This is a genomic window from Microvirga sp. GCM10011540 (genome assembly GCF_042650665.1).
In the GTDB taxonomy this organism is placed as follows: Bacteria; Pseudomonadota; Alphaproteobacteria; order Rhizobiales; family Beijerinckiaceae; genus Microvirga; species Microvirga lenta.
In genome coordinates this window covers 633,793-652,084 of the sequence record NZ_JBHSBQ010000005.1, presented here as the reverse complement: position 1 = coordinate 652,084, position 18,292 = coordinate 633,793, and the positions used below count along the sequence as shown (strand labels likewise).

The 18,292-nt window shown below is 65.6% G+C and carries 18 protein-coding genes; 5 read left to right on the top strand and 13 right to left on the bottom strand.

The window, feature by feature from the left end; all coding sequences use genetic code 11:
• Positions 1-2: 2 nt before the first annotated feature.
• Complete coding sequence (rph, locus tag ACFOYU_RS03765) at positions 3-716, bottom strand: ribonuclease PH (protein WP_226737013.1); 714 nt, start codon at positions 714-716, stop codon at positions 3-5.
• Between the two features lie 146 nt (positions 717-862).
• Here rph and hrcA point away from each other — a divergent pair, with 146 nt between their 5' ends.
• Positions 863-1,954 (top strand): heat-inducible transcriptional repressor HrcA, encoded by a 1,092-nt coding sequence (gene hrcA, locus ACFOYU_RS03760; RefSeq protein WP_226737015.1) that lies wholly within the window; start codon positions 863-865, stop codon positions 1,952-1,954.
• On the opposite strand, the gene ACFOYU_RS03755 is transcribed toward hrcA, so the two are convergent.
• On the bottom strand, positions 1,923-2,996 hold the full coding sequence (locus ACFOYU_RS03755; protein WP_377032455.1) for an alpha/beta hydrolase family protein: 1,074 nt from the start codon (positions 2,994-2,996) through the stop codon (positions 1,923-1,925). The genes hrcA and ACFOYU_RS03755 overlap by 32 nt on opposite strands.
• A gap of 141 nt (positions 2,997-3,137) precedes the next feature.
• On the opposite strand from ACFOYU_RS03755, the gene ACFOYU_RS03750 reads away from it, so the two are divergent.
• Positions 3,138-4,208: a helix-turn-helix domain-containing protein gene (locus ACFOYU_RS03750; protein ID WP_377032454.1), complete on the top strand. Its 1,071-nt coding sequence runs from the start codon at positions 3,138-3,140 to the stop codon at positions 4,206-4,208.
• Positions 4,209-4,241: 33 nt separating this feature from the next.
• Here the strand turns inward: ACFOYU_RS03750 and ACFOYU_RS03745 are convergent, their stop codons facing one another.
• Complete coding sequence (locus ACFOYU_RS03745; RefSeq protein ID WP_377032453.1) at positions 4,242-5,612, bottom strand: APC family permease; 1,371 nt, start codon at positions 5,610-5,612, stop codon at positions 4,242-4,244.
• Between the two features lie 231 nt (positions 5,613-5,843).
• Here ACFOYU_RS03745 and lepA point away from each other — a divergent pair, with 231 nt between their 5' ends.
• Positions 5,844-7,649: a translation elongation factor 4 gene (gene lepA, locus ACFOYU_RS03740; RefSeq protein ID WP_226737019.1), complete on the top strand. Its 1,806-nt coding sequence runs from the start codon at positions 5,844-5,846 to the stop codon at positions 7,647-7,649.
• A 90-nt stretch (positions 7,650-7,739) separates the two neighbouring features.
• Here lepA and ACFOYU_RS03735 read toward each other — a convergent pair whose 3' ends face one another.
• Positions 7,740-7,988 (bottom strand): DUF6894 family protein, encoded by a 249-nt coding sequence (locus tag ACFOYU_RS03735; protein ID WP_377032452.1) that lies wholly within the window; start codon positions 7,986-7,988, stop codon positions 7,740-7,742.
• An 8-nt stretch (positions 7,989-7,996) separates the two neighbouring features.
• On the bottom strand, positions 7,997-8,518 hold the full coding sequence (locus ACFOYU_RS03730; RefSeq protein ID WP_377032451.1) for a hypothetical protein: 522 nt from the start codon (positions 8,516-8,518) through the stop codon (positions 7,997-7,999).
• 389 nt (positions 8,519-8,907) lie between these two features.
• Between ACFOYU_RS03730 and ACFOYU_RS03725 the strand changes: the two genes are divergently transcribed.
• Entirely contained in the window at positions 8,908-10,137 is a 1,230-nt protein-coding gene (locus tag ACFOYU_RS03725) for an MFS transporter (protein WP_377032450.1), read from the top strand.
• 9 nt (positions 10,138-10,146) lie between these two features.
• Here ACFOYU_RS03725 and ACFOYU_RS03720 read toward each other — a convergent pair whose 3' ends face one another.
• The 3 genes from ACFOYU_RS03720 to ACFOYU_RS03710 all read right to left on the bottom strand — a co-directional run bounded on the left by ACFOYU_RS03720 (position 10,147) and on the right by ACFOYU_RS03710 (position 12,149).
• Positions 10,147-10,929 carry an SDR family oxidoreductase gene (locus tag ACFOYU_RS03720; protein WP_377032449.1) on the bottom strand — a complete coding sequence of 261 codons (783 nt, stop codon included), beginning with the start codon at positions 10,927-10,929 and terminating at the stop codon, positions 10,147-10,149.
• Between the two features lie 78 nt (positions 10,930-11,007).
• A complete protein-coding gene (gene arsC, locus ACFOYU_RS03715; protein ID WP_377032448.1) occupies positions 11,008-11,436 on the bottom strand; it encodes an arsenate reductase (glutaredoxin) in 429 nt (142 codons plus the stop codon).
• Positions 11,437-11,510: 74 nt separating this feature from the next.
• Entirely contained in the window at positions 11,511-12,149 is a 639-nt protein-coding gene (locus tag ACFOYU_RS03710; RefSeq protein WP_377032447.1) for a hypothetical protein, read from the bottom strand.
• 139 nt (positions 12,150-12,288) lie between these two features.
• Here ACFOYU_RS03710 and ACFOYU_RS03705 point away from each other — a divergent pair, with 139 nt between their 5' ends.
• Complete coding sequence (locus tag ACFOYU_RS03705; protein ID WP_377032446.1) at positions 12,289-13,128, top strand: lytic transglycosylase domain-containing protein; 840 nt, start codon at positions 12,289-12,291, stop codon at positions 13,126-13,128.
• Positions 13,129-13,167: 39 nt separating this feature from the next.
• On the opposite strand, the gene ACFOYU_RS03700 is transcribed toward ACFOYU_RS03705, so the two are convergent.
• From ACFOYU_RS03700 to ACFOYU_RS03680, 5 genes are all read right to left on the bottom strand, one after another.
• Positions 13,168-14,256, bottom strand: a complete 1,089-nt coding sequence (locus ACFOYU_RS03700; protein WP_226737034.1) for a TRAP transporter substrate-binding protein — start codon at positions 14,254-14,256, stop codon at positions 13,168-13,170.
• A 208-nt stretch (positions 14,257-14,464) separates the two neighbouring features.
• On the bottom strand, positions 14,465-14,638 hold the full coding sequence (locus ACFOYU_RS03695) for a DUF1328 domain-containing protein (protein WP_226737036.1): 174 nt from the start codon (positions 14,636-14,638) through the stop codon (positions 14,465-14,467).
• A gap of 158 nt (positions 14,639-14,796) precedes the next feature.
• A complete protein-coding gene (locus tag ACFOYU_RS03690; RefSeq protein WP_226737038.1) occupies positions 14,797-15,888 on the bottom strand; it encodes an ATP-dependent RecD-like DNA helicase in 1,092 nt (363 codons plus the stop codon).
• Positions 15,885-16,835, bottom strand: coding sequence for a DMT family transporter (locus ACFOYU_RS03685; RefSeq protein ID WP_377032445.1), 951 nt, complete (start codon positions 16,833-16,835; stop codon positions 15,885-15,887). The genes ACFOYU_RS03690 and ACFOYU_RS03685 overlap by 4 nt, the downstream gene beginning before the upstream one ends.
• A 326-nt stretch (positions 16,836-17,161) precedes the next feature.
• Complete coding sequence (locus ACFOYU_RS03680; protein WP_377032444.1) at positions 17,162-18,232, bottom strand: hypothetical protein; 1,071 nt, start codon at positions 18,230-18,232, stop codon at positions 17,162-17,164.
• Positions 18,233-18,292: the final 60 nt, after the last annotated feature.

Genomic DNA, 18,292 nt, shown 5'->3' with positions numbered 1-18,292 from the left:
GATCAGGCCACCGTCTGCTTCTGCAAGTCGACGAGTTGCGCCACGCCGGCCTTGGCCAGGCGCAGGAGGTTCATGAACTCGTCCTCCGAGAACGGCTTGCCTTCGGCCGTGCCCTGCACCTCGACGATGCCGCCGGAGCCGGTAATGACGAAATTGGCGTCGGTCTCGGCGGCGGAATCCTCCGCATAATCGAGGTCGAGCACCGGCTGGCCCTGGTAGATCCCGCAGGAAATGGCGGCCACCGGCTCCCGCAGGGGATTGATCGAGATGATCGAGCGGCTCTGCATCCAGGCGAAGCAATCGTGCAGGGCCACCCAGGCGCCCGTGATGGAGGCGGTGCGGGTCCCTCCGTCGGCCTGGATCACGTCGCAGTCGACCACGATCTGCCGCTCGCCCATGGCGGGCAGGTTGACCACCGCGCGCAGCGAACGGCCGATGAGGCGCTGGATTTCCTGGGTGCGGCCGGACGGCTTGCCGGAATTGACCTCGCGGCGGGTGCGCTCGTGGGTGGCGCGCGGCAGCATGGAATATTCCGCCGTCACCCAGCCCTTGCCGGTGCCGCGCAGCCAGGGCGGCCCCTTTTCCTCGAGCGAGGCGGTGCAGAGAACGCGGGTGTTGCCGAAGGACACCATGCAGGACCCTTCCGCGTAGCGCGCGACGCCGCGCTCCAGCGTGACGGGACGCAACTCGTCGGGAGCGCGGTTGGACGGACGCATGGGAAACCTCACCTCGAATGAAAACCTGGGAAGCGTCTTAGAAGCTGGCATGGGACGAAGGCAAGCGCAGGCTTGCCTTATGGGCTCCGCATCCGCACATAATGCCCACCAGCAAGGTTGCCTGACGAGGATCGAAGAACCGCCGAATGCATGTCCCGGGTTCCCCTTCCAACCTGTCCGAGCTTCGCGCCATCGCCGAGCTGAACGACCGGTCGCGCGAAATCTTCCGCCAGATCGTCGAGACCTATCTCATGACCGGCGAGCCCGTGGGCTCGCGCAATCTCTCGCGCATCCTGCCGATGACGCTCTCCCCCGCCTCGATCCGCAACGTGATGGCGGATCTCGAAGCGGCGGGCCTGATCTTCGCGCCGCATACCAGCGCCGGGCGCCTGCCGACCGAGACGGGCCTGCGCTTCTTCGTCGATGCCATGATGGAGCTCGGCGACGTCACGGCCGAGGAGCGCGCCCATATCGAGGCGCAGATGAAGGCCGCCGCCTCGGGCCACACCCTCGAGACCGCCCTCACGGAGGCCTCGGCCCTCCTGTCCGGCGTCTCGCGCGGCGCGGGCGTCGTCGTGACCTCCAAGTCCAATGCGCGCCTGAAGCACATCGAATTCGTGCGCCTCGACCCCACCCGCGCCCTCGTGGTGCTCGTGTCCGAGGACGGATCGGTGGAAAACCGCCTCCTCGACCTGCCGCCGGGCCTGCCCGCCGGGGCTCTGGTGGAGGCGGGAAACTTCCTCAATGCCTGCATCCAGGGCCGGACCCTCGGCGACGTCAGGCGCGAGATCGAGACCCGCCGGGAACAGATGGAGCGGGAGCTCGACGACTTGACCGCCCGGCTCGTGGAGGCGGGGCTCGCCACCACCGTCGGCTCCGCCGGGACCCGCCAGCTCATCGTGCGCGGCCAGGCCAATCTCCTCGACGACCTGAAGGCGGCCGAGGACCTGGACAGGATCCGCCTGCTCTTCTCCGACCTGGAGACGCAGACGGACGTGATCGACCTCCTCAGCCGCGCCGAGAGCGGCGAAGGCGTGCGCATCTTCATCGGCTCGGAGAACAAGCTGTTCTCGCTCTCCGGCTCGTCCATGATCGCCGCCCCCTTCCGCGACGGCAGCCAGAAGATCGTCGGCGTGCTCGGCGTCATCGGCCCGACCCGGCTCAACTATGCCAGGATTGTGCCGATGGTCGACTACACCGCCAAGGTCATCTCGCGGATTCTGGAGCGGGGCCGCTAGCCTCCGCCCCGGGGCGTTCCTGCAGGTGCCGCTTGAAGGCGGCAGCGATCATGCTCGCCAGCTCCGCGTGCAGGGCGGCCCGGGGGCGCGAACCTCCGTCATCGCACAAGGGATCCTCATCCCCCTCGGCCTTCAGGACCGCGGCCCCCTCAGGCTTGCACTCGCCCAGGAAGCTGAAGTGGATTGCGTCCGGCACCGTCTCGTACTCGGCTCCGGGAATCGCCTCGGCGAGGGCCGAACCTTCGACCGCCGGAATGATCCATCCGGGGCGCCCGAGATTGATGATGTGGGTCGGAACCGAGATCCCCGACAGGCTCGCCCGGTCGTAGGCCCGGGCGAAGGCGGGATCGACGGAAACAGCCATCCTGACGCGCGGATCGCGGTTCTGGCGATTGAAGCGTTCCGCATCCAAGCTGCGGAGGTTCACGCCGCCGCGCGCGAACCAGGCGCATTCCGGTCCGGCGGCGCCGCTCTCGCAGTAGCGGGCATAGCCGGCGGCATCGACCCGCGCTCCGGCGAGCGCGAGAGCGGTGTACCCGCCGAGCGAGAACCCGAGCACGCCGACCCTGTCCGGGTCGATTCCGGCACCCACCGCAGGGTCAGCGACGACCGCGGTCAGCACGGCCGAAATATCCGCAGGACGGTTCCAGATCTTGATGGTGGAGGCCTGCGAGGCATCGCCGGTGGTGCTGCCGGGATGGTTCGGGGCCGCGACCACGAAACCTTCCGCCACCAGCCGCGACGCGATCCATCCCAGATTGGCGGCATGGCCTCCCGAACCATGCGAGAGCAGCACGAGCGGGTGGCGTCCCTCGGCAGGCGCCGCGTCGGCCTTGACCCGAGTGCCGCGAAACAGAGGATTGTCGCCGATCACCGCCGGCTTTCCGCCCTCCCCGGCCGGATACCAGACGAGCACGGTCAGGTCCGAGCCGCGCTCCGGCGCCCGGGCCGAGAGAGTACGGAAGCCAGCGGGATCGGCGGCATATGCGATCTCCGAGGCGCCGAGAAGCACCATGGCAAGGAATGGAATGACAGGTTTCATGGCTCTACCTTTACGATCGCCGCCCCATGGCGGCTCGCTTCACCCTGCCCCGTTTGGCGTTCCCCGCGACCTCGATCATGATCGAGGTCGCCCGAGATCGTGTTCCAGGACATAAGCCGAGCCGAAAGGCTGCCGATTCCCATGCTGTCCCTCCCCATGCCCTTCGTCGTCGCGTTTCTTCTCCTGATCCTTCTGGGGCAGATGCTGGGACGCCGCGACGAGGCGACCGCGGATCGCCTGTTCCTCATTCTTCTCGGAGCCTATGCACTCCAGTCGATCCTCGTGGGATTGCGGTGGACCTACGACATGACCGGCATTCTGCCGTTCCAGTCGGTCCTGGCTGCGCTGCTCCCCGCTCTGGCATGGCTGTGCTTTCGCGAACTCGCGCCCCAGGACGTCCCCGGCAGCCGCCTGCCCATATGGGTGCACGGCGTTCCGGCAGGTGTCGTTCTTGCCCTGATCGCCCTGTGGCCTGCTGGCATCGACCTCGCGCTCATCGCCACCTTCCTGGGCTATGGAGCCGCTCTCGCACGTCTCGCATGGATGGGGCCGGACGCGCTCAGCCGGGCCTCTTTCGAGGGCGCGGTCTCGACCTACGGCGCAGTCCGGGCGACGGCGGCGGCCCTCATCCTGTCCGCGCTCCTCGAGGTCGCAGTGACGCTCAGCCTGGCGTCCGGATACGATGCATATGCCGCAGCGGTGGTCGGAATCGCCAATCTGCTCGTCCTTCTGGTTATCGGAGGCGCGGCGGCCGTTGCCGGGCGAGGACGGCCTGCGCCGGAACCGCCACCGCCCGCGGAGACCCCTCCGGCCGTCTCGCCGGACGAGGAGGATGTGGCGATCGTCGCGAGGCTCGACGATCTCATGAGGACGAAGCGCCTGTTCGAGGACCTGGACCTCAATCTCGAGCGCCTTGCCCGCAGGGCCCTCATCCCCGCCCGCCGCATCTCGGTCGCCGTCAACCGGGTGAGGGCCAGGAACGTGTCGCAGTACATCAACGACTACCGGATTGCCGAGGCGTGCCGCCTCCTGGCCGAGACGGAGGAGCCGATCACCACTGTCATGTTCAAGGCCGGCTTTCAGACGAAGTCGAACTTCAACAGGGAATTCCGCCGGGTGGCCGGCACATCTCCCAGCGAGTGGCGCTCCAACCGCCTCTCGCAGGACGGCACGCTTCCTGGCCTCGCTCCGGCATCGGCCAGCCCGCGCTGAAGAGGGCTGCCGCGGTTCTCCCCGACGGCGGCGCTAGACCGGCGGCTCCGTCGCGGCCCTGGGCCGCAGCACGGCGTAGACCGCGAAGATTCCGAGGAGAAGCGCCCCCGCCAGGACGCTCGCGCGCCAATCGCCTGTGGTCACGCGCACCAGAACGAGCCCGGCGCAGACCAGAACCCCCAGGACGGGCACGAAGAGGGGAATCTCGAACCGCCCTTCGGGCTCGTCCGCGCGCCGCTTCAGCAGGAAGAGCGCTCCGTTGACCGCCGCGAAGACGGTGAGCAGCATCAGCACCGTTGCGGATGCGAGCTGGCCGATGGTGCCGATCAACGCGAGCGGCGCCACGACCGCGAACAGGGTAAGGATCGCGAAATGCGGCGTTCGCCGGGTCGCATGAACCCTGCCGAGCCAGGCCGGCAGCAGACCCTGATGGGCCATGCCGTAGGCAAGGCGCGATGCCGTTACATAATTGACGAGCGCCGTATTCGCGACCGCGAACAGCGTGATTGCCGTGTAGACGATGGGCGGAAGCCAGGGCGCGGCGCGCGCCATCACGGCCGTCAGCGGACCGGGCGCGGACGCAAGCTCCCGCCAGGACACCACGGAGACCGCCGTGATGGCGACGGCCACGTAGATCACGGCCGCGACGGCCATGGCGGTGATCAGTCCGATCGGGATGGTGCGCTGGGGATCGCGACACTCCTCCGCGACATTGATCGTGTCCTCGAACCCGATGAAGGCGAAGAAGGTCAGCACCGCCCCCTGGAGCACGAGAAGGATCATGACGTCGCTCGCCCCCTCGCCGGGCGGCGGGGTTTCGAAGAGGTCGACGGATCCCCAGAAGCGGATGCCGACGGCGACGACGAGGAGAAGGCCGCCCGCCTCGATGCAGGTGCACAGCACGTTGACCCACATGGATTCGCGGATGCCCCGCAGGACCAGTCCCGTGAGGAGCAGCAGGAACCCGATGGCCAGCAGCGTCGCAGTCCCCTCACCTCCGCCGGTCAGGGTGGTCAGGTTGGCGGCGAAGACGCGGGACTGGGTGGCGACGGACGTGAGGGCCGAGCAGGCGACCGCGAGCCCCACCACGAAGCCGGCCAGGGGCGAGCGGTAGGCGCGCTCGGTCACATAGGCGGCTCCGCCCGCGTGGGGATAGCGCGAGCCGAGGGAGGCATAGCTCAGCGCCGTCAGCAGCGCAGCCACGAGAGCGACGAGAAAGGCCAGCCAGACCGCATTTCCCACCTGTCCGGCAGCCTGCCCCAGGAGGCCGTAGATTCCCGATCCCAGCATGCTGCCGAGGCCGTAGAGGGTCATCTGGACCGGACCGATCGTCCTGTGCAGGGCCGGGCGCCCCGGAGCGGCCGCGTGCTCCGCAGACGACGCAACTGCCGAGGTTTCCGCCATGGCCGCCTTCCCGATCAGGAGATCCCGCAATCCAGAATAGCGCACCGGCGCCGAATTCCCATCGGGACCGGACACGGGCGACAAAAGGGCCGCCCCGTCTCATGGAGACTCGCATTCCCGCGCGTGCGAGCCCATCTCCGAGGCCCGGTCGCCCACGCGGCATCGGCTTCCCTTGGCTTTAGGGGGCCATGCTGCTATTGCGGCCGCAACAGCTCTTATTCTTGCAAGATTATGACCGCTCGCACCTTCGACAACATCCGGAACTTCTCCATCGTGGCCCATATCGACCACGGGAAGTCCACATTGGCCGACCGTCTGATCCAGACCACGGGGGCGCTTTCCGCCCGCGAGATGACGGAGCAGGTGCTCGACAACATGGACATCGAGCGCGAGCGCGGCATCACCATCAAGGCGCAGACCGTGCGCCTGGAATACAAGGCGCAGGACGGCAAGACCTACATCCTGAACCTGATGGACACCCCCGGCCACGTGGACTTCGCCTATGAGGTCTCGCGCTCCCTGGCCGCGTGCGAAGGCTCGCTCCTGGTGGTCGACGCCTCCCAGGGCGTCGAGGCCCAGACCCTGGCCAACGTCTACCAGGCCATCGACGCCAACCACGAGATCGTGCCGGTCCTCAACAAGATCGACCTCCCCGCCGCCGATCCGGACCGGATCAAGGAGCAGATCGAGGAGGTGATCGGCATCGACGCGTCGGACGCCGTGCCGATCTCGGCCAAGACCGGCCTCAACATCGAGGGCGTGCTGGAGGCCATCGTCCAGAAGCTGCCGCCGCCCAAGGGCGACCCGGACGCGCCGCTGAAAGCCCTCCTGGTCGATTCCTGGTACGACGCCTATCTCGGCGTCGTCGTTCTCGTGCGCATCGTCGACGGCACCATGAAGAAGGGCCAGACCATCAAGATGATGGGGACCGGCGCTTCCTACAGCCTCGACCGGGTCGGTGTGTTCTCCCCGAAGATGCAGGAGATGGCCCAGCTCGGTCCCGGCGAGGTCGGCTTCTTCACCGCCTCGATCAAGGAAGTGGCCGATACCCGCGTCGGCGACACCATCACCGACGACCGCAAGCCCACGGCCGAGGCCCTGCCGGGCTTCAAGCCCGTGCAGCCGGTGGTGTTCTGCGGCCTCTTTCCTGTTGACGCTGCGGAATTCGAAAACCTGCGCGCCGCCATGGGCAAGCTGCGCCTGAACGACGCCAGCTTCTCCTACGAGATGGAAACCTCCGCCGCGCTCGGTTTCGGCTTCCGCTGCGGCTTCCTGGGTTTGCTCCATCTCGAAATCATTCAGGAGCGCCTCGAGCGCGAGTTCAACCTGGACCTCATCTCCACCGCGCCTTCCGTGGTCTATCACCTGAAGCTGCGCGACGGTTCGACCATCGAGCTGCACAACCCGGCCGACATGCCGGACGTGATGAAGATCGAGGCCATCGAGGAGCCGTGGATCCGCGCCACCATCCTGACTCCGGACGATTATCTCGGCTCGGTGCTCAAGCTGTGCCAGGAGCGACGCGGCATCCAGATCGACCTGAACTATGTCGGCAAGCGCGCCATGGTGGTCTACGACCTGCCGCTCAACGAGGTGGTGTTCGATTTCTACGACCGCCTGAAGTCGATCTCGAAGGGCTACGCCTCCTTCGATTACCACATCTCCGACTACCGCGAGGGCGATCTGGTGAAGATGTCGGTGCTGGTCAACGCGGAGCCCGTCGATGCGCTCTCCATGCTGGTCCACCGCGACCGGGCCGAGGGCCGGGGCCGCGCCATGTGCGAGAAGCTCAAGGAGCTGATCCCGCCGCACATGTTCCAGATCCCGGTCCAGGCCGCCATCGGCGGCAAGATCATCGCCCGCGAAACCATCCGCGCCCTGCGCAAGGACGTGACCGCCAAGTGCTACGGCGGCGACGCCTCGCGCAAGCGCAAGCTTCTCGACAAGCAGAAGGAAGGCAAGAAGCGGATGCGCCAGTTCGGCAAGGTGGACATCCCGCAGGAAGCCTTCATCGCCGCCCTCAAGATGGACAGCTGAGGAAGAATCCCTTCGGTCATCTCGAATGGCACGCCGGTCGGAAGGCCGTGCGTGCCATTTTCATGTCGGACGCGATCCCCTCACGTAGCACTACTGCAGAGGTGGAGCCTCTTTGGAGACGATCGTCTCGAGAGCAAGCGTGAGCAGGACCTGACCGGACGGGTCCGTTACGCTCAGGGTCCAATCGCTCCAATCGACCTCCGGTGCTCCGGCATCCTGAGAGATTTCCTGTATCGCCTGCAAAGCCTCGGAATGGACGTGATCGAGACTGGACACCTCCACTCCCTCTTCGTCGATCAAACTGTCGTGCTGCGTGGAAAAGTTGAAAAAGCAACGCATGAAAAACCTCAGCAGGCTTGATTGTCTCGCCCCTGGAACGGACTGATATCGATCAGGATGTTGCGAACCCCGACCGGTATGTTGGAGGCACTGCGCAACAGGGTCGGGTACGATGTGAGGCGAACCCGGCTTCCGACTGGCCTCTCTGCAATGGCATCCATATCCCGCAACTCCCTGTTCTCGCGCAGGGCAACGGCCATGGGACGGCAGTCGTGCGGGAGCGGCGTTCCGTCGGCCCGATGGGCGCGCCAGGAACCGCACCGGCGACCCGGACCGAGGACGGGGCGCCACCCCTCAGCATCGGTCACGGAGAGGGCAGCCGGCAGAGCCTGCAGGAAGTCAGGCCCGTCGAGCGCCATCCGTGTCCGGGCCGCATCCGGCGCCGGGCCCGGTCTGATTGCCGGATCTTCGCGTCGAAGCGGGGCCGCAGGACCTTCCAGGTGCGCAGCCGTCCTGAGACATGGCAGACGCTTCCGCAGGTTTCTGCGGATGTCCTTCGCCTGCACAGCCAATTCGCTGTCTCGGTGCATCAGCCACTCCCTCCACCTCGGGCCAGCGGCGCGCTCAGTAATTTAAATAGTAATAAGGAAGATCCGTTCTGAATAGTAGTTTGTTTACTTATTTCAACGATGGCAACATCAACCATAAGAGGTAGGATATTGGCGCAAATTCATAACATATATTAAGGACTAAAGTCGTATTGTTGCGAAAAATATTCACGAAATAGCACATATGGGGCTCGGGGAACTGCATCCGGCATCGGGAGTTCACCCCGCACACGAGGCACCAATCCTGCGCCGGTCCGGAGCTGACCCACGACGCCGTCACGGCAGCGCCAATCCCGTTCGCAGGCCGCCACAACGGGGATTTCACTCTGAACACCGCAATGTCCAAGCCAACATCTCGTGAGGGATGATTCATGTCTTCGTCTTTGCGCACGACGCTTCCGACCTTGCTCGCGCTCCTGATCGGCTATGCTCTCATGCAGACCGGCAACACCCTTCAAGGCACGCTGCTCAGCGTCCGCGGCAGCCTGGAAGGCTTCTCCCCTGCGGAGGTCGGCGCCGTGGGCGCGGCGTTCTGGGTGGGGATCGTGCTCGGCTCGCTCTGGGCCGGCCACGTCATCCAGCAGGTGGGGCACACCCGAACCTTCGCGGGGCTCGCGGCCGTCGCGGCATCGGCGGCGCTTCTGCATCTGCTCGTCATCGACCCACTGGTCTGGATCGTCGCACGGGCGCTGACGGGCTTCTGCTTCGCGGGCCTGTTCGTCGTCGTGGAGAGCTGGCTCAACGCCTCCGCGGCCCCGCAGACGCGCGGGCAGATCCTGGGGCTCTACGGCATGACCGGGCTCATCGCCGGGATCGGCGGACAGATGCTTCTGCCCGCGAGCGATCCTGCGGGCTTCCGGCTGTTCTGTCTCGTGGCCATTCTCATCTCGCTCGCTCTCGTGCCCGTCGCCCTGTCGCGGGCGACCGCGCCAACCGACGCCGTCGGCGAGGTGAAGATCAACCTGAGGCGCCTCTACCGCCTGTCGCCCTTCGGAGTCGTGGCCGCCATCCTGTGCGGCATCACCACGAGCTCGTTCTTCGCCCTGGGGCCGGTCTGGGCCGCGGCACGCGGCGCGGATACGGTCGGCATCGCCATTATCATGGCCTGCGGCACCCTCGGCGGCTTCGTCACCACATGGCCCCTGGGCTGGCTTTCCGACCGCATGGACCGGCGCCACGTGATCATCGGCGCGTCCGCCATGGCATCGGTCATCCTGCTCGCCCTCGTCAATTTCGTTCCGTCAGACATTCCGCTGTGGCTGGTCTGCTTCTACGTGGTCGTCTTCGGCGGCAGCGTCATTTCCACCTACAGCATCGTCATCGCGCATGTGAACGACATGGTCAGGCCCGGCGAGTTCGTGGCCGCCGCGGGCGGCCTCCTCATTCTGCAGGGGATCGGCGCTGCGGCGGGTCCGGTCATCGCCGGCATGGCGATGACCGCGTTCGGGCGCATCGGGCTGCCTTACGTCATTGTCGCGGCCCAGGCGCTCATGGCCCTTTGGGGCATCTATCGCAGCCTGCAGCGCCCCTCGCCCGCGAGCAAGGAGAGCTTCGTGCCGGAACCTGCCGTGCCCGTGGGGACGGAACTGGGCGCCCGCTGAGGGCCGGGCCTACACGAGAAGCGACTGCCCGCCGTCGATCCAGACCGGCGTGCCGGTGATGTGTCGGGAGCGGTCCGTGGCGAGGAAGAGCACGAGCTGAGCCACTTCCTCGCTCGTTCCCGACTCGCCGCCGGTGAGCGGAATGTTGCCGTCGGGATATTCCGCCGCGACCTCGGCCTCGCCGGTGTTGCGCTTGTCGGTATTCTCCGTGATTTCCGTGTCGATCCGGCCCGGACACACGACATTGACGCGGATGCGGTGCTTGGCGAGCTCGACGGCCAGCATCTGCACCATGGCGACCTGTGCCGCCTTCGTGGCCGAATAGGCCGTCGCCCCCGCGCTGGTGAAGGTGCGCGTGCCGTTGATGGAGGCCGTGACGACGATGGAGCCGCCATTGGCCCGCTTCAGGTGCGGCACCGTGCAATGAAGCGTGAGGTAAGTGCCGCGCAGGTTGGTGTTGACGGTGCGATCCCATTCCGCCGGCTGGAGATCGTCGATGGGAGCCCAGACGCCATTGATGCCTGCATTGGCGAAGACGATGTCGAGACGACCGTAGGCCTCGACGAGGTCCGCAACGGCCTTCTTCATCTGGTTCTCGTCGGCAATGTCGGCCACGAGCGGAATGGCCTCGCCGCCGGCCCTCCTGATCTCCTCCGCGGCCTCGCGGATCTCGTCTTCCGTGTGGCTCAGAACGCCGACGCGCGCGCCTTCCTTCGCCAGAAGCAACGCCGTCGCCCTGCCGATGCCGGATCCAGCGCCGGTCACCAGCGCCACCTTTCCTTCAAGTTCCATGAGCTGCCCTTCCTCGGGTTCGGAGATGCCCCACCATGAACCTGAGCCGGGCCGGCTTGTTCCTTCCGCAGCGGAACTTCAGACGGTTGCCGCACGCCGTCCTGCGGCATCGACGACGAGCTCTCCGTCCTCCTTGCGGAACTCGCCGAGCTGCGGCGCCGGCAGGATGTCGAGCACGGCTTCCGAAGGGCGGCAGAGCTTGACGCCTGCGGGCGTCACCACGATGGGGCGGTTGATCAGGATCGGGTGCGCCATCATGGCATCGAGAAGCTGGTCGTCGCTCAGCGCCGGATCGTCGAGCCCGAGTTCGCCATAGGGCGTTCCCTTCTCGCGGATCGCCTCGCGGACGGGAATGCCCATCCGCTCGATGAGCTGCCGGAGCAGCAGCCGGGTCGGCGGCGTCTTGAGGTATTCGATCACGTGCGGCTCGATCCCGGCATTGCGGATCAGGCCCAGCGTGTTGCGCGACGTCCCGCACTGAGGATTGTGGTAGATGATCACGTCCATGACGTCCTCCCCATGCCATTATCGATAGGCGCCGGTCGATGACAACGGGAAGACGGCGAATCCTCGGGCCCGGCTTATCCCCGGCAGGCAGCGCCGGCCCTCACCTGCAGCCCCGTCAGGAGCCGCTGGACGAGCGCGTCATGGGCCTCGCCCGTGGGAACGTCGTCAAGGGAAAGTTCGAGCACCCACTCCTTCGAGAGCGGCACGATATAGGTCTCGATCGTCATGGCGCGAGCAGCGGTCGGCAGGTTCGCATCGACCCAGGTGGCGCTCCAGCGCGTGGCGCCCGGAACGGGAGACGTCAACGAGACGGATTGCGCAGGCCGTCCCAGCAATCCTTCGTAGTCCCGCTGAAGGAAGGCGGCGTCGCGATGGGCGAGATCGGTTTGCGGCAGGTCCTGCAGATCGTGCGCGGACCGGAGGCTCACGTCGAGCTTGGCCCTGAACGAGACCGCCTCCAGGCTCGTGCCCCCTTCCTCCCCGGTCAGCCGCCATTCCTGAGGAAGGGACAGCGAAAAGCAGAGATGGGGGGTCACCCGATTGAGCAGGCGGGTTTCACCCGTGGCGCCATGGTGGCGGAGTTCGACGGCGCTTCCCCATGCGACCGGCTCGACGGCAAGGGTGCCCGCCTGGGCCGCCGTAGCGGCAACACATGAGAAGATGACCGCAACGCGGGAGACGAGCGTTCCCAGCCCTTGAGGCAAAGCCGCCATCGAACCCTCCCTGCGCTGCGCTTGCTGCTGTTGCAACGCTTTCGCGGGCCCGTGGTTGCCTCCGATCGCAGCCCTCGGCCTTGAGTTGCGCAAGCATGGCCCTACCTCGCCATCAGGACGGTACGACACTGGGAGAAAGATGATGCCAGCAGCAATCGTGCGCGCCTCTCTTACGGCAGCCATCCTGCTCGCCGCAGGACAGGCCTCGGCCGCAACCTGCCGCGATCCGGCCGGCTTCGAGAAATGGCTCGGGGATATCGGACGCGAGGCAGTGGAACAAGGCATCTCGCCTCAGGCGGTGAGAACCGGCCTGGCCGGCGTCAGCTTCGACCAGGGCGTGATCAACAAGGATCGCGGCCAGCGCGTGTTCAAGCAGAGCTTCGAGCAGTTCGCCGGGCGGATGGTGTCGTCCTACCGCCTGAAGACAGGCGCCACCATGCTCAAGCGCCATGCGGGACTGCTCTCGCGCATCGAGCAGCGCTTCGGCGTGCCGGGTCCCGTTCTCGTGGCGATCTGGGGTCTCGAAACGGATTTCGGGCAGGTCAAAGGCAATCTGCCGGTCATCCGTTCGGTGGCGACGCTCGCCTACGATTGCCGTCGGACGGAGATGTTCCAGGCGCACCTTTTCGATGCGTTGAGGATCGTGGATCGGGGCGATCTGGCGCCGTCGCAGATGCGCGGGGCCTGGGCGGGAGAGTTGGGGCAGACCCAGTTCATGCCCTCGTCCTACATCAAGTACGCGGTGGACTTCGACGGCGACGGGCGGGCGGACATCCTGCGCAGCTCGGCGGACGCATTGGCCTCCACGGCCAATTATCTGCGCGGGCACGGTTGGGTCAGGGGGCAGGACTGGTCTCCCGGCACCGCCAATTTCGCCGCCATTCGCGAGTGGAACAAGTCCCAGGTCTATGCGAGGACCATCGCCTATTTCGCATCGCGGCTCGCAGGCGACGATCCGTCGACGGCCATGAGCCAATAACGGAGAGAGGGTGAGCGCCGGCGGCGCTCACCCGGTTCTTCAGCCGCGCGCGCGGGCGCGGATCATGAAGGTGTCGTAGGCGTATTCGGCCACCTGGAACCAGAGATACTCCTCGCCGCGGAACGCCTTGTAGCTGTCGTAGAGCTTCTTGAACTCGGGGTTGGACGCCGAGAGCTGGTCGTAGATCTCGTTGGCCGCCTTGTAGGCCGCGTCCATGATCTCGGGAGAGAACGGCCGCAGCTGAGCCCCGGCGCCGACGAGGCTGCGCAACGCGGCCGGATTGCGGGCATCGTATTTCGCCTGCGTGTCCACGTTCGCATAGCCGGCCGCCGCCACGATGGCAGCTTGGTAGGCCTTCGGCAGTTCGTTCCACTTCTGCAGGTTGATGAAGAAGTGGATCGCCGGCCCGCCCTCCCAGAAACCGGGATAATAGTAGTACGGCGCCACCTTGTTGAGGCCGAGCTTCTCGTCGTCGTACGGCGCCACCCATTCGGCGGCGTCGATGGTGCCGCGTTCGAGGGACGGGTAGAGATCGCCGCCCGCGATCTGCTGCGGCACCACGCCGAGCTTGCCCATGATCTGACCGGCCAGGCCGGCGATGCGCATCTTGAGGCCCTTCAGGTCGTCGACCGTCTTGATCTCCTTGCGGAACCAGCCGCCCATCTGCGCGCCCGTGTTGCCGGCGGGCAGCGCGAACAGGTTGTGCTTGGCGTAGAACTCGTTGAGCAGATTGTTGCCGTTGCCGTGATAGAGCCAGGCATTGGTCTGGCGCGAGTTCATTCCGAAAGGCAGATTGGTGCCGATGGCGAAGGTCGGATCCTTGCCCACGTAGTAGTACGAGCAGGTGTGGGTCATCTCCACGGTGCCGCTACCCACCGCATCCGCCGCCTGCGGCGTGCCGACGATCTCGCCCGAGGCGAAGGGCTGGATGATGAATTTCCCGTCGGTGGCCTCCGCCACGTATTTGGCGAGAAGCTCGCTGCCCCCGAACAGCGTGTCGAGGGACTTCGGGAAGGCGGAGGTCAGACGCCAGCGGATCTCCGGAGCGGACTGGGCGATGGCGGGCTTGGCGACCGTTCCCGCGGCCATGCCGATTGTTGCAGCCTGGAGGAATGCGCGACGTTTCATGGATGGGCCTTCTTCCTTTTCATATCCCCGGCGGGCCTTTCGAGACATAAAGTTTCAAGAGAGCGCCGAAAATTGTACGAGTTGAGCTACCACCCTCATAAAGCCCTGTGAAAAAGGTGACAGGCAGGCAGAAGCAAGGATTTCATGCGCTGAGCGCATGCGTCGCCCGCGGGAGGCCGTCTCTCGCCAGTCCTATCGGCCCGCGATGTCAGAAGATCAGTTCGCCCGCTCCCCAGGCCAGGAGCACGAAGATGATGAAGATGACGAGGAAGATGCCGAACAGGACCTTGGCGATGGTGCGGGCTCCGGATGCCACTCCCGTGAAGCCCAGGGCTCCTGCCACGAGGGAGATGACGAGAAAGATCAGTGCCCATTTCAGCATGGCGCTTGCCCCTGAGTAGAACGGTTCAGCCGAAGGCATAAGTTCTCACTGCAGGCGTGGTTCCACGTTCTCCTCCGCCAGGCCTGAAAGGGCCTGGCCCGACGGCATCCGCAGAGTCTTCGGGTGACGATGCGCTCCTCCGTCGGCGGGCAGGCCCCTCACATGACCACCGTCACCTTTTCGGCAGCCCGAGTCAGCCCGGTATAGAGCCAGCGGCTGCGGTGCTCGCGGAAGGCATAGGATTCGTCGAAGAGAACCAGATTGTCCCACTGCGAGCCCTGCGCCTTGTGAACGGTCAGCGCATAACCGAAGGTGAACTCGTCGGACTCCCGGCGCAGGACGAACGGGACCTCCTCCTCGCCGCCTTCGAAGAAAGCCTTGTGCACGGAGACTTCCACCGATCTGCGGCGCGCATCGTCATCGGCCAGCACGTCCATGCGGATGAAGTCGTTGCGGATGCCGCGCAAGGCCTGGATGCTCCAGGTGCCTCCGTTGAGCAGACCCTTGGTCTTGTCGTTCCGCAGGCAGACGAGCTTCTCGCCCGCCGCGGGCATGGGGCTGCGGTAACCGTTCAGCTCCCGCAGGCGCGTGTTGTAGAGACGGCGGGTCTTGTTGAGGCCGACGAGGACCTGATCGGCGGCCATCACGGTTGGGGCGTCGATCTCGCGGCGACGGATGACGCGGCTCTCGCCATACGTTCCGGGCTCCAGCCGTCCCCCCTCCCGCACGGTCATCGACATGTGGATGATGGGATCGTCCTTCGCCTGCCTGTGAACCTCGGTGAGCATCACGTCGGGCGGCGCCTCCGTGAAGAAGCCGCCACCCTTCACGGGCGGCAACTGCGCGGGATCGCCGAGCACGAGGACGGGCTGCCCGAAGGACAGGAGATCGCGCCCGAGCTCCTCGTCCACCATCGAGCATTCGTCGATCACGATCAGGTCGGCCTTCGCCGCCTGGCTCTGCCGGTTGAGCACGAATTGCGGCCCACCCTCGTCGGACTCGCGCGAGCGGTAGATCATGGAATGAATGGTGGAGGCATCCGCGCAGCCTTTCGAGCGCAGCACGAGGGCGGCCTTGCCGGTATAGGCGCCGAATGCGACCTCGCCATCGACCCCTTCGGCGATGTGACGGGCGAGCGTCGTCTTGCCCGTGCCCGCATAGCCGAACAGACGGAAGACCGGTTTGTCTCCGCGCCGGAGCCAATCGGCGACGGCCTTGAGGGCGGCATCCTGTTGGGGCGACCAGGTCATTTCGATTGGGCCTCGAAGCGCAGGCTGTAGAGAATGCCGACGATGATGCAGGCACTCCCGATGAAGACAAAGGGATCGAGCGGCTCGCCGTAGAGCTGCCAGCCGACCACGGCGATCAAAGGAATGCGGAGGAAATCGAGGGGGACGGCCATGCTTGCATCCCCATGTCGGTAAGCGTTGGTGAGGCAGTAATGCGAGAGCAGGCCGCCGGCGCAGATGCCGATGAAAGGCAGCGTCTGCGACAGCTCCATTCTCTGCCAGAACGCCCCGCTCACGCCCAGGAGGTTCATGGGGAGCTGCATCAGGTTCATGAAGAAGAGGATCGAGAACGTGCTCTCCGTCCGGGTCAGGCGCTTCGTCATGATGGCCACGAGGGCGAAGGTGAAGGCGACGGCGAGCACGAGAAGACTTGCAGGCTGCAGGGTCTCGAGACCGGGACGCAGGATGACGAGAACGCCGCCGAAGCCGAGAACGACGGCGGCGAGACGCCCTCGATTCATGCGCTCGTGAAGCAGCGGAATGGCCAGCAGCGCAACCCAGGCCGGCGTGGTGAACTCGAGCGCGAAGACGGTTGCGAGCGGCAGCAGCGTGATGCTGAAGGCCCAGGCATCGGTGCCCGCGAAATGCAGGACGTTGCGGGCGAGATGCATGCCGAAGCGCCTCGGCTTCAAGCCAGGTCTCAGCTCCGGTCTGGCAAGCGCGAAAGCCAGGAGGACGACCACGCCTGCCGCGTTGCGGACGAACAGGATCTCGAACACCGAGAAGGTGGGCGAGAGAGCCCGCACGGCGACGGCCGATGCCGAGAAGGAGAGGAGTGCGCCGCTCATCCAGAAGACGACGGCGAGAATGCTGCGGTGGGGCACGGCGAACCAGTCGATGTGAATGTCTCCCGATACCGCGCCTCGCCGACCGCGTGAAGTGTCGAACGACGCGTTCGAGCGTGGCACGCTGGCGCTGCATGGCCGACGTCGACGACAAAACCGGCACATGTATGTGCCCTAACGTCACGCAATCATGCGTGTGATTCTTGAATCGCTCCTTCGTCGCCGCAGACGATCATGCGGCTCCGAAGCGCACTTTTTCGGATGAGGGCGACAACTTTTTTTCAGCCTCTTCGAGCCTGCAGGATTCGACATGCGACGAGCAGGATTCCTGGTGGCGAAACACGGACTTAGGGGCAGTTCCCAGAGGTGCGGCGATCAAAATCGCACCGCACCCTATTATCGCTCAAGTTATTGAAATATCATCTTTATTTTCTCTCTTTCACTCATCCTTAAGACATCGGAAAGACATTGAGAGCGGAACAAGCAACGCGCTGCCGAGTCATCTGACGAGACCGTCGTTGAGCCTCGGAAGCGCAAGTCCTGACGGATGCTGAGCATAAAGTATCCACAGAAAACATACGCGTTCTACTTTCTACACTTTCCGATAATCGGAACCCCCTTGGTATAACGACGTTGCCTTGCAAGCGTGACGGTTGCACGCGAAGGCCCTTGAAGGAGGCGGCTATGCCGACAGACGACAAGTCAAACCCGCTGACGATGCTGTTCACGGGTGACACTGGTGCGACCAGCACCAAATCCGGCGCGAAGAAGAGCAGCGCTCGCCGCAGCTCATCCAGTGCCAAGAAGACCGGAGGCTCCAAATCCTCCGCGAAATCCGGCGCCAAGAAGACCAGCGCTTCCACGGCGCGCAAGAGCGCAGCAAAATCGACGGGCACCTCGTCCCGTTCGGGTGCGGCGAAGAGCGCTGCGAAGTCCGGCTCGAAGAGCACGGCTTCGAAGAGCACGGCTGCAAAGAAGGCCGGAACGAAGACGGCTGCGAAGTCGTCCAAGACCGCAGCGAAATCGTCCAAGACCGCTGCCAAGTCCTCGTCGAGGACGGCCGTGAAGTCCTCGGCCAAGACCGCTGCGGAGTCCGGCGCCAAGAAGACTGCGGCGAAGTCCGGAGCCAAGAAGACGGCTGCGAAGTCCACGACCTCGCGTTCGTCCGCCAAGAAGGCGCCGGCCAAGTCGGCCGCCAAGTCCACGACCAAGGCGGCCACGAAGTCCACGAAGTCGGCTGCCAAGAAGCCGACGGCCTCGCGTTCGACCTCCGCCCGCAGCGGATCGAAGAGCGCCTCGCGTTCGACCAGCGCCCGTTCTTCGGCCTCGAAGACCTCGGCCCGCTCCTCGAGCCGCGGCGCAGCCAAGAGCGGCGCGAAGGCTCCTGCCAAGGGCGCAGCCTCCAAGGCCCGCAGCTCGGCCAAGCCGACGAAGCGCGCCGCCGCTGCCTCGAGCCGCACCTCTTCCACGAAGAAGTCCGGCACCGTCGGCACGAAGCGTTCGTCCGGCAGCTCCCGCAAGGGCGGCTCGTCGAAGCGCTGACACAGACTGCCGCAGGCGCCGGGACGGAGGCGGAAGCC

Coding starts and splice junctions, on each gene's coding strand:
- lepA (WP_226737019.1), top strand. CDS start 5,844: ATGACCGCTCGCACCTTCGACAACATCCGGAACTTCTCCATCGTGGCC.
- ACFOYU_RS03705 (WP_377032446.1), top strand. CDS start 12,289: ATGATGCCAGCAGCAATCGTGCGCGCCTCTCTTACGGCAGCCATCCTG.
- ACFOYU_RS03755 (WP_377032455.1), bottom strand. CDS start 2,996: ATGAAACCTGTCATTCCATTCCTTGCCATGGTGCTTCTCGGCGCCTCG.
- ACFOYU_RS03695 (WP_226737036.1), bottom strand. CDS start 14,638: ATGCTGAAATGGGCACTGATCTTTCTCGTCATCTCCCTCGTGGCAGGA.
- ACFOYU_RS03690 (WP_226737038.1), bottom strand. CDS start 15,888: ATGACCTGGTCGCCCCAACAGGATGCCGCCCTCAAGGCCGTCGCCGAT.
- ACFOYU_RS03735 (WP_377032452.1), bottom strand. CDS start 7,988: ATGCGTTGCTTTTTCAACTTTTCCACGCAGCACGACAGTTTGATCGAC.
- ACFOYU_RS03710 (WP_377032447.1), bottom strand. CDS start 12,149: ATGGCGGCTTTGCCTCAAGGGCTGGGAACGCTCGTCTCCCGCGTTGCG.
- ACFOYU_RS03720 (WP_377032449.1), bottom strand. CDS start 10,929: ATGGAACTTGAAGGAAAGGTGGCGCTGGTGACCGGCGCTGGATCCGGC.
- arsC (WP_377032448.1), bottom strand. CDS start 11,436: ATGGACGTGATCATCTACCACAATCCTCAGTGCGGGACGTCGCGCAAC.
- ACFOYU_RS03725 (WP_377032450.1), top strand. CDS start 8,908: ATGTCTTCGTCTTTGCGCACGACGCTTCCGACCTTGCTCGCGCTCCTG.
- ACFOYU_RS03730 (WP_377032451.1), bottom strand. CDS start 8,518: ATGCACCGAGACAGCGAATTGGCTGTGCAGGCGAAGGACATCCGCAGA.
- ACFOYU_RS03700 (WP_226737034.1), bottom strand. CDS start 14,256: ATGAAACGTCGCGCATTCCTCCAGGCTGCAACAATCGGCATGGCCGCG.
- hrcA (WP_226737015.1), top strand. CDS start 863: ATGCATGTCCCGGGTTCCCCTTCCAACCTGTCCGAGCTTCGCGCCATC.
- ACFOYU_RS03750 (WP_377032454.1), top strand. CDS start 3,138: ATGCTGTCCCTCCCCATGCCCTTCGTCGTCGCGTTTCTTCTCCTGATC.
- rph (WP_226737013.1), bottom strand. CDS start 716: ATGCGTCCGTCCAACCGCGCTCCCGACGAGTTGCGTCCCGTCACGCTG.
- ACFOYU_RS03745 (WP_377032453.1), bottom strand. CDS start 5,612: ATGGCGGAAACCTCGGCAGTTGCGTCGTCTGCGGAGCACGCGGCCGCT.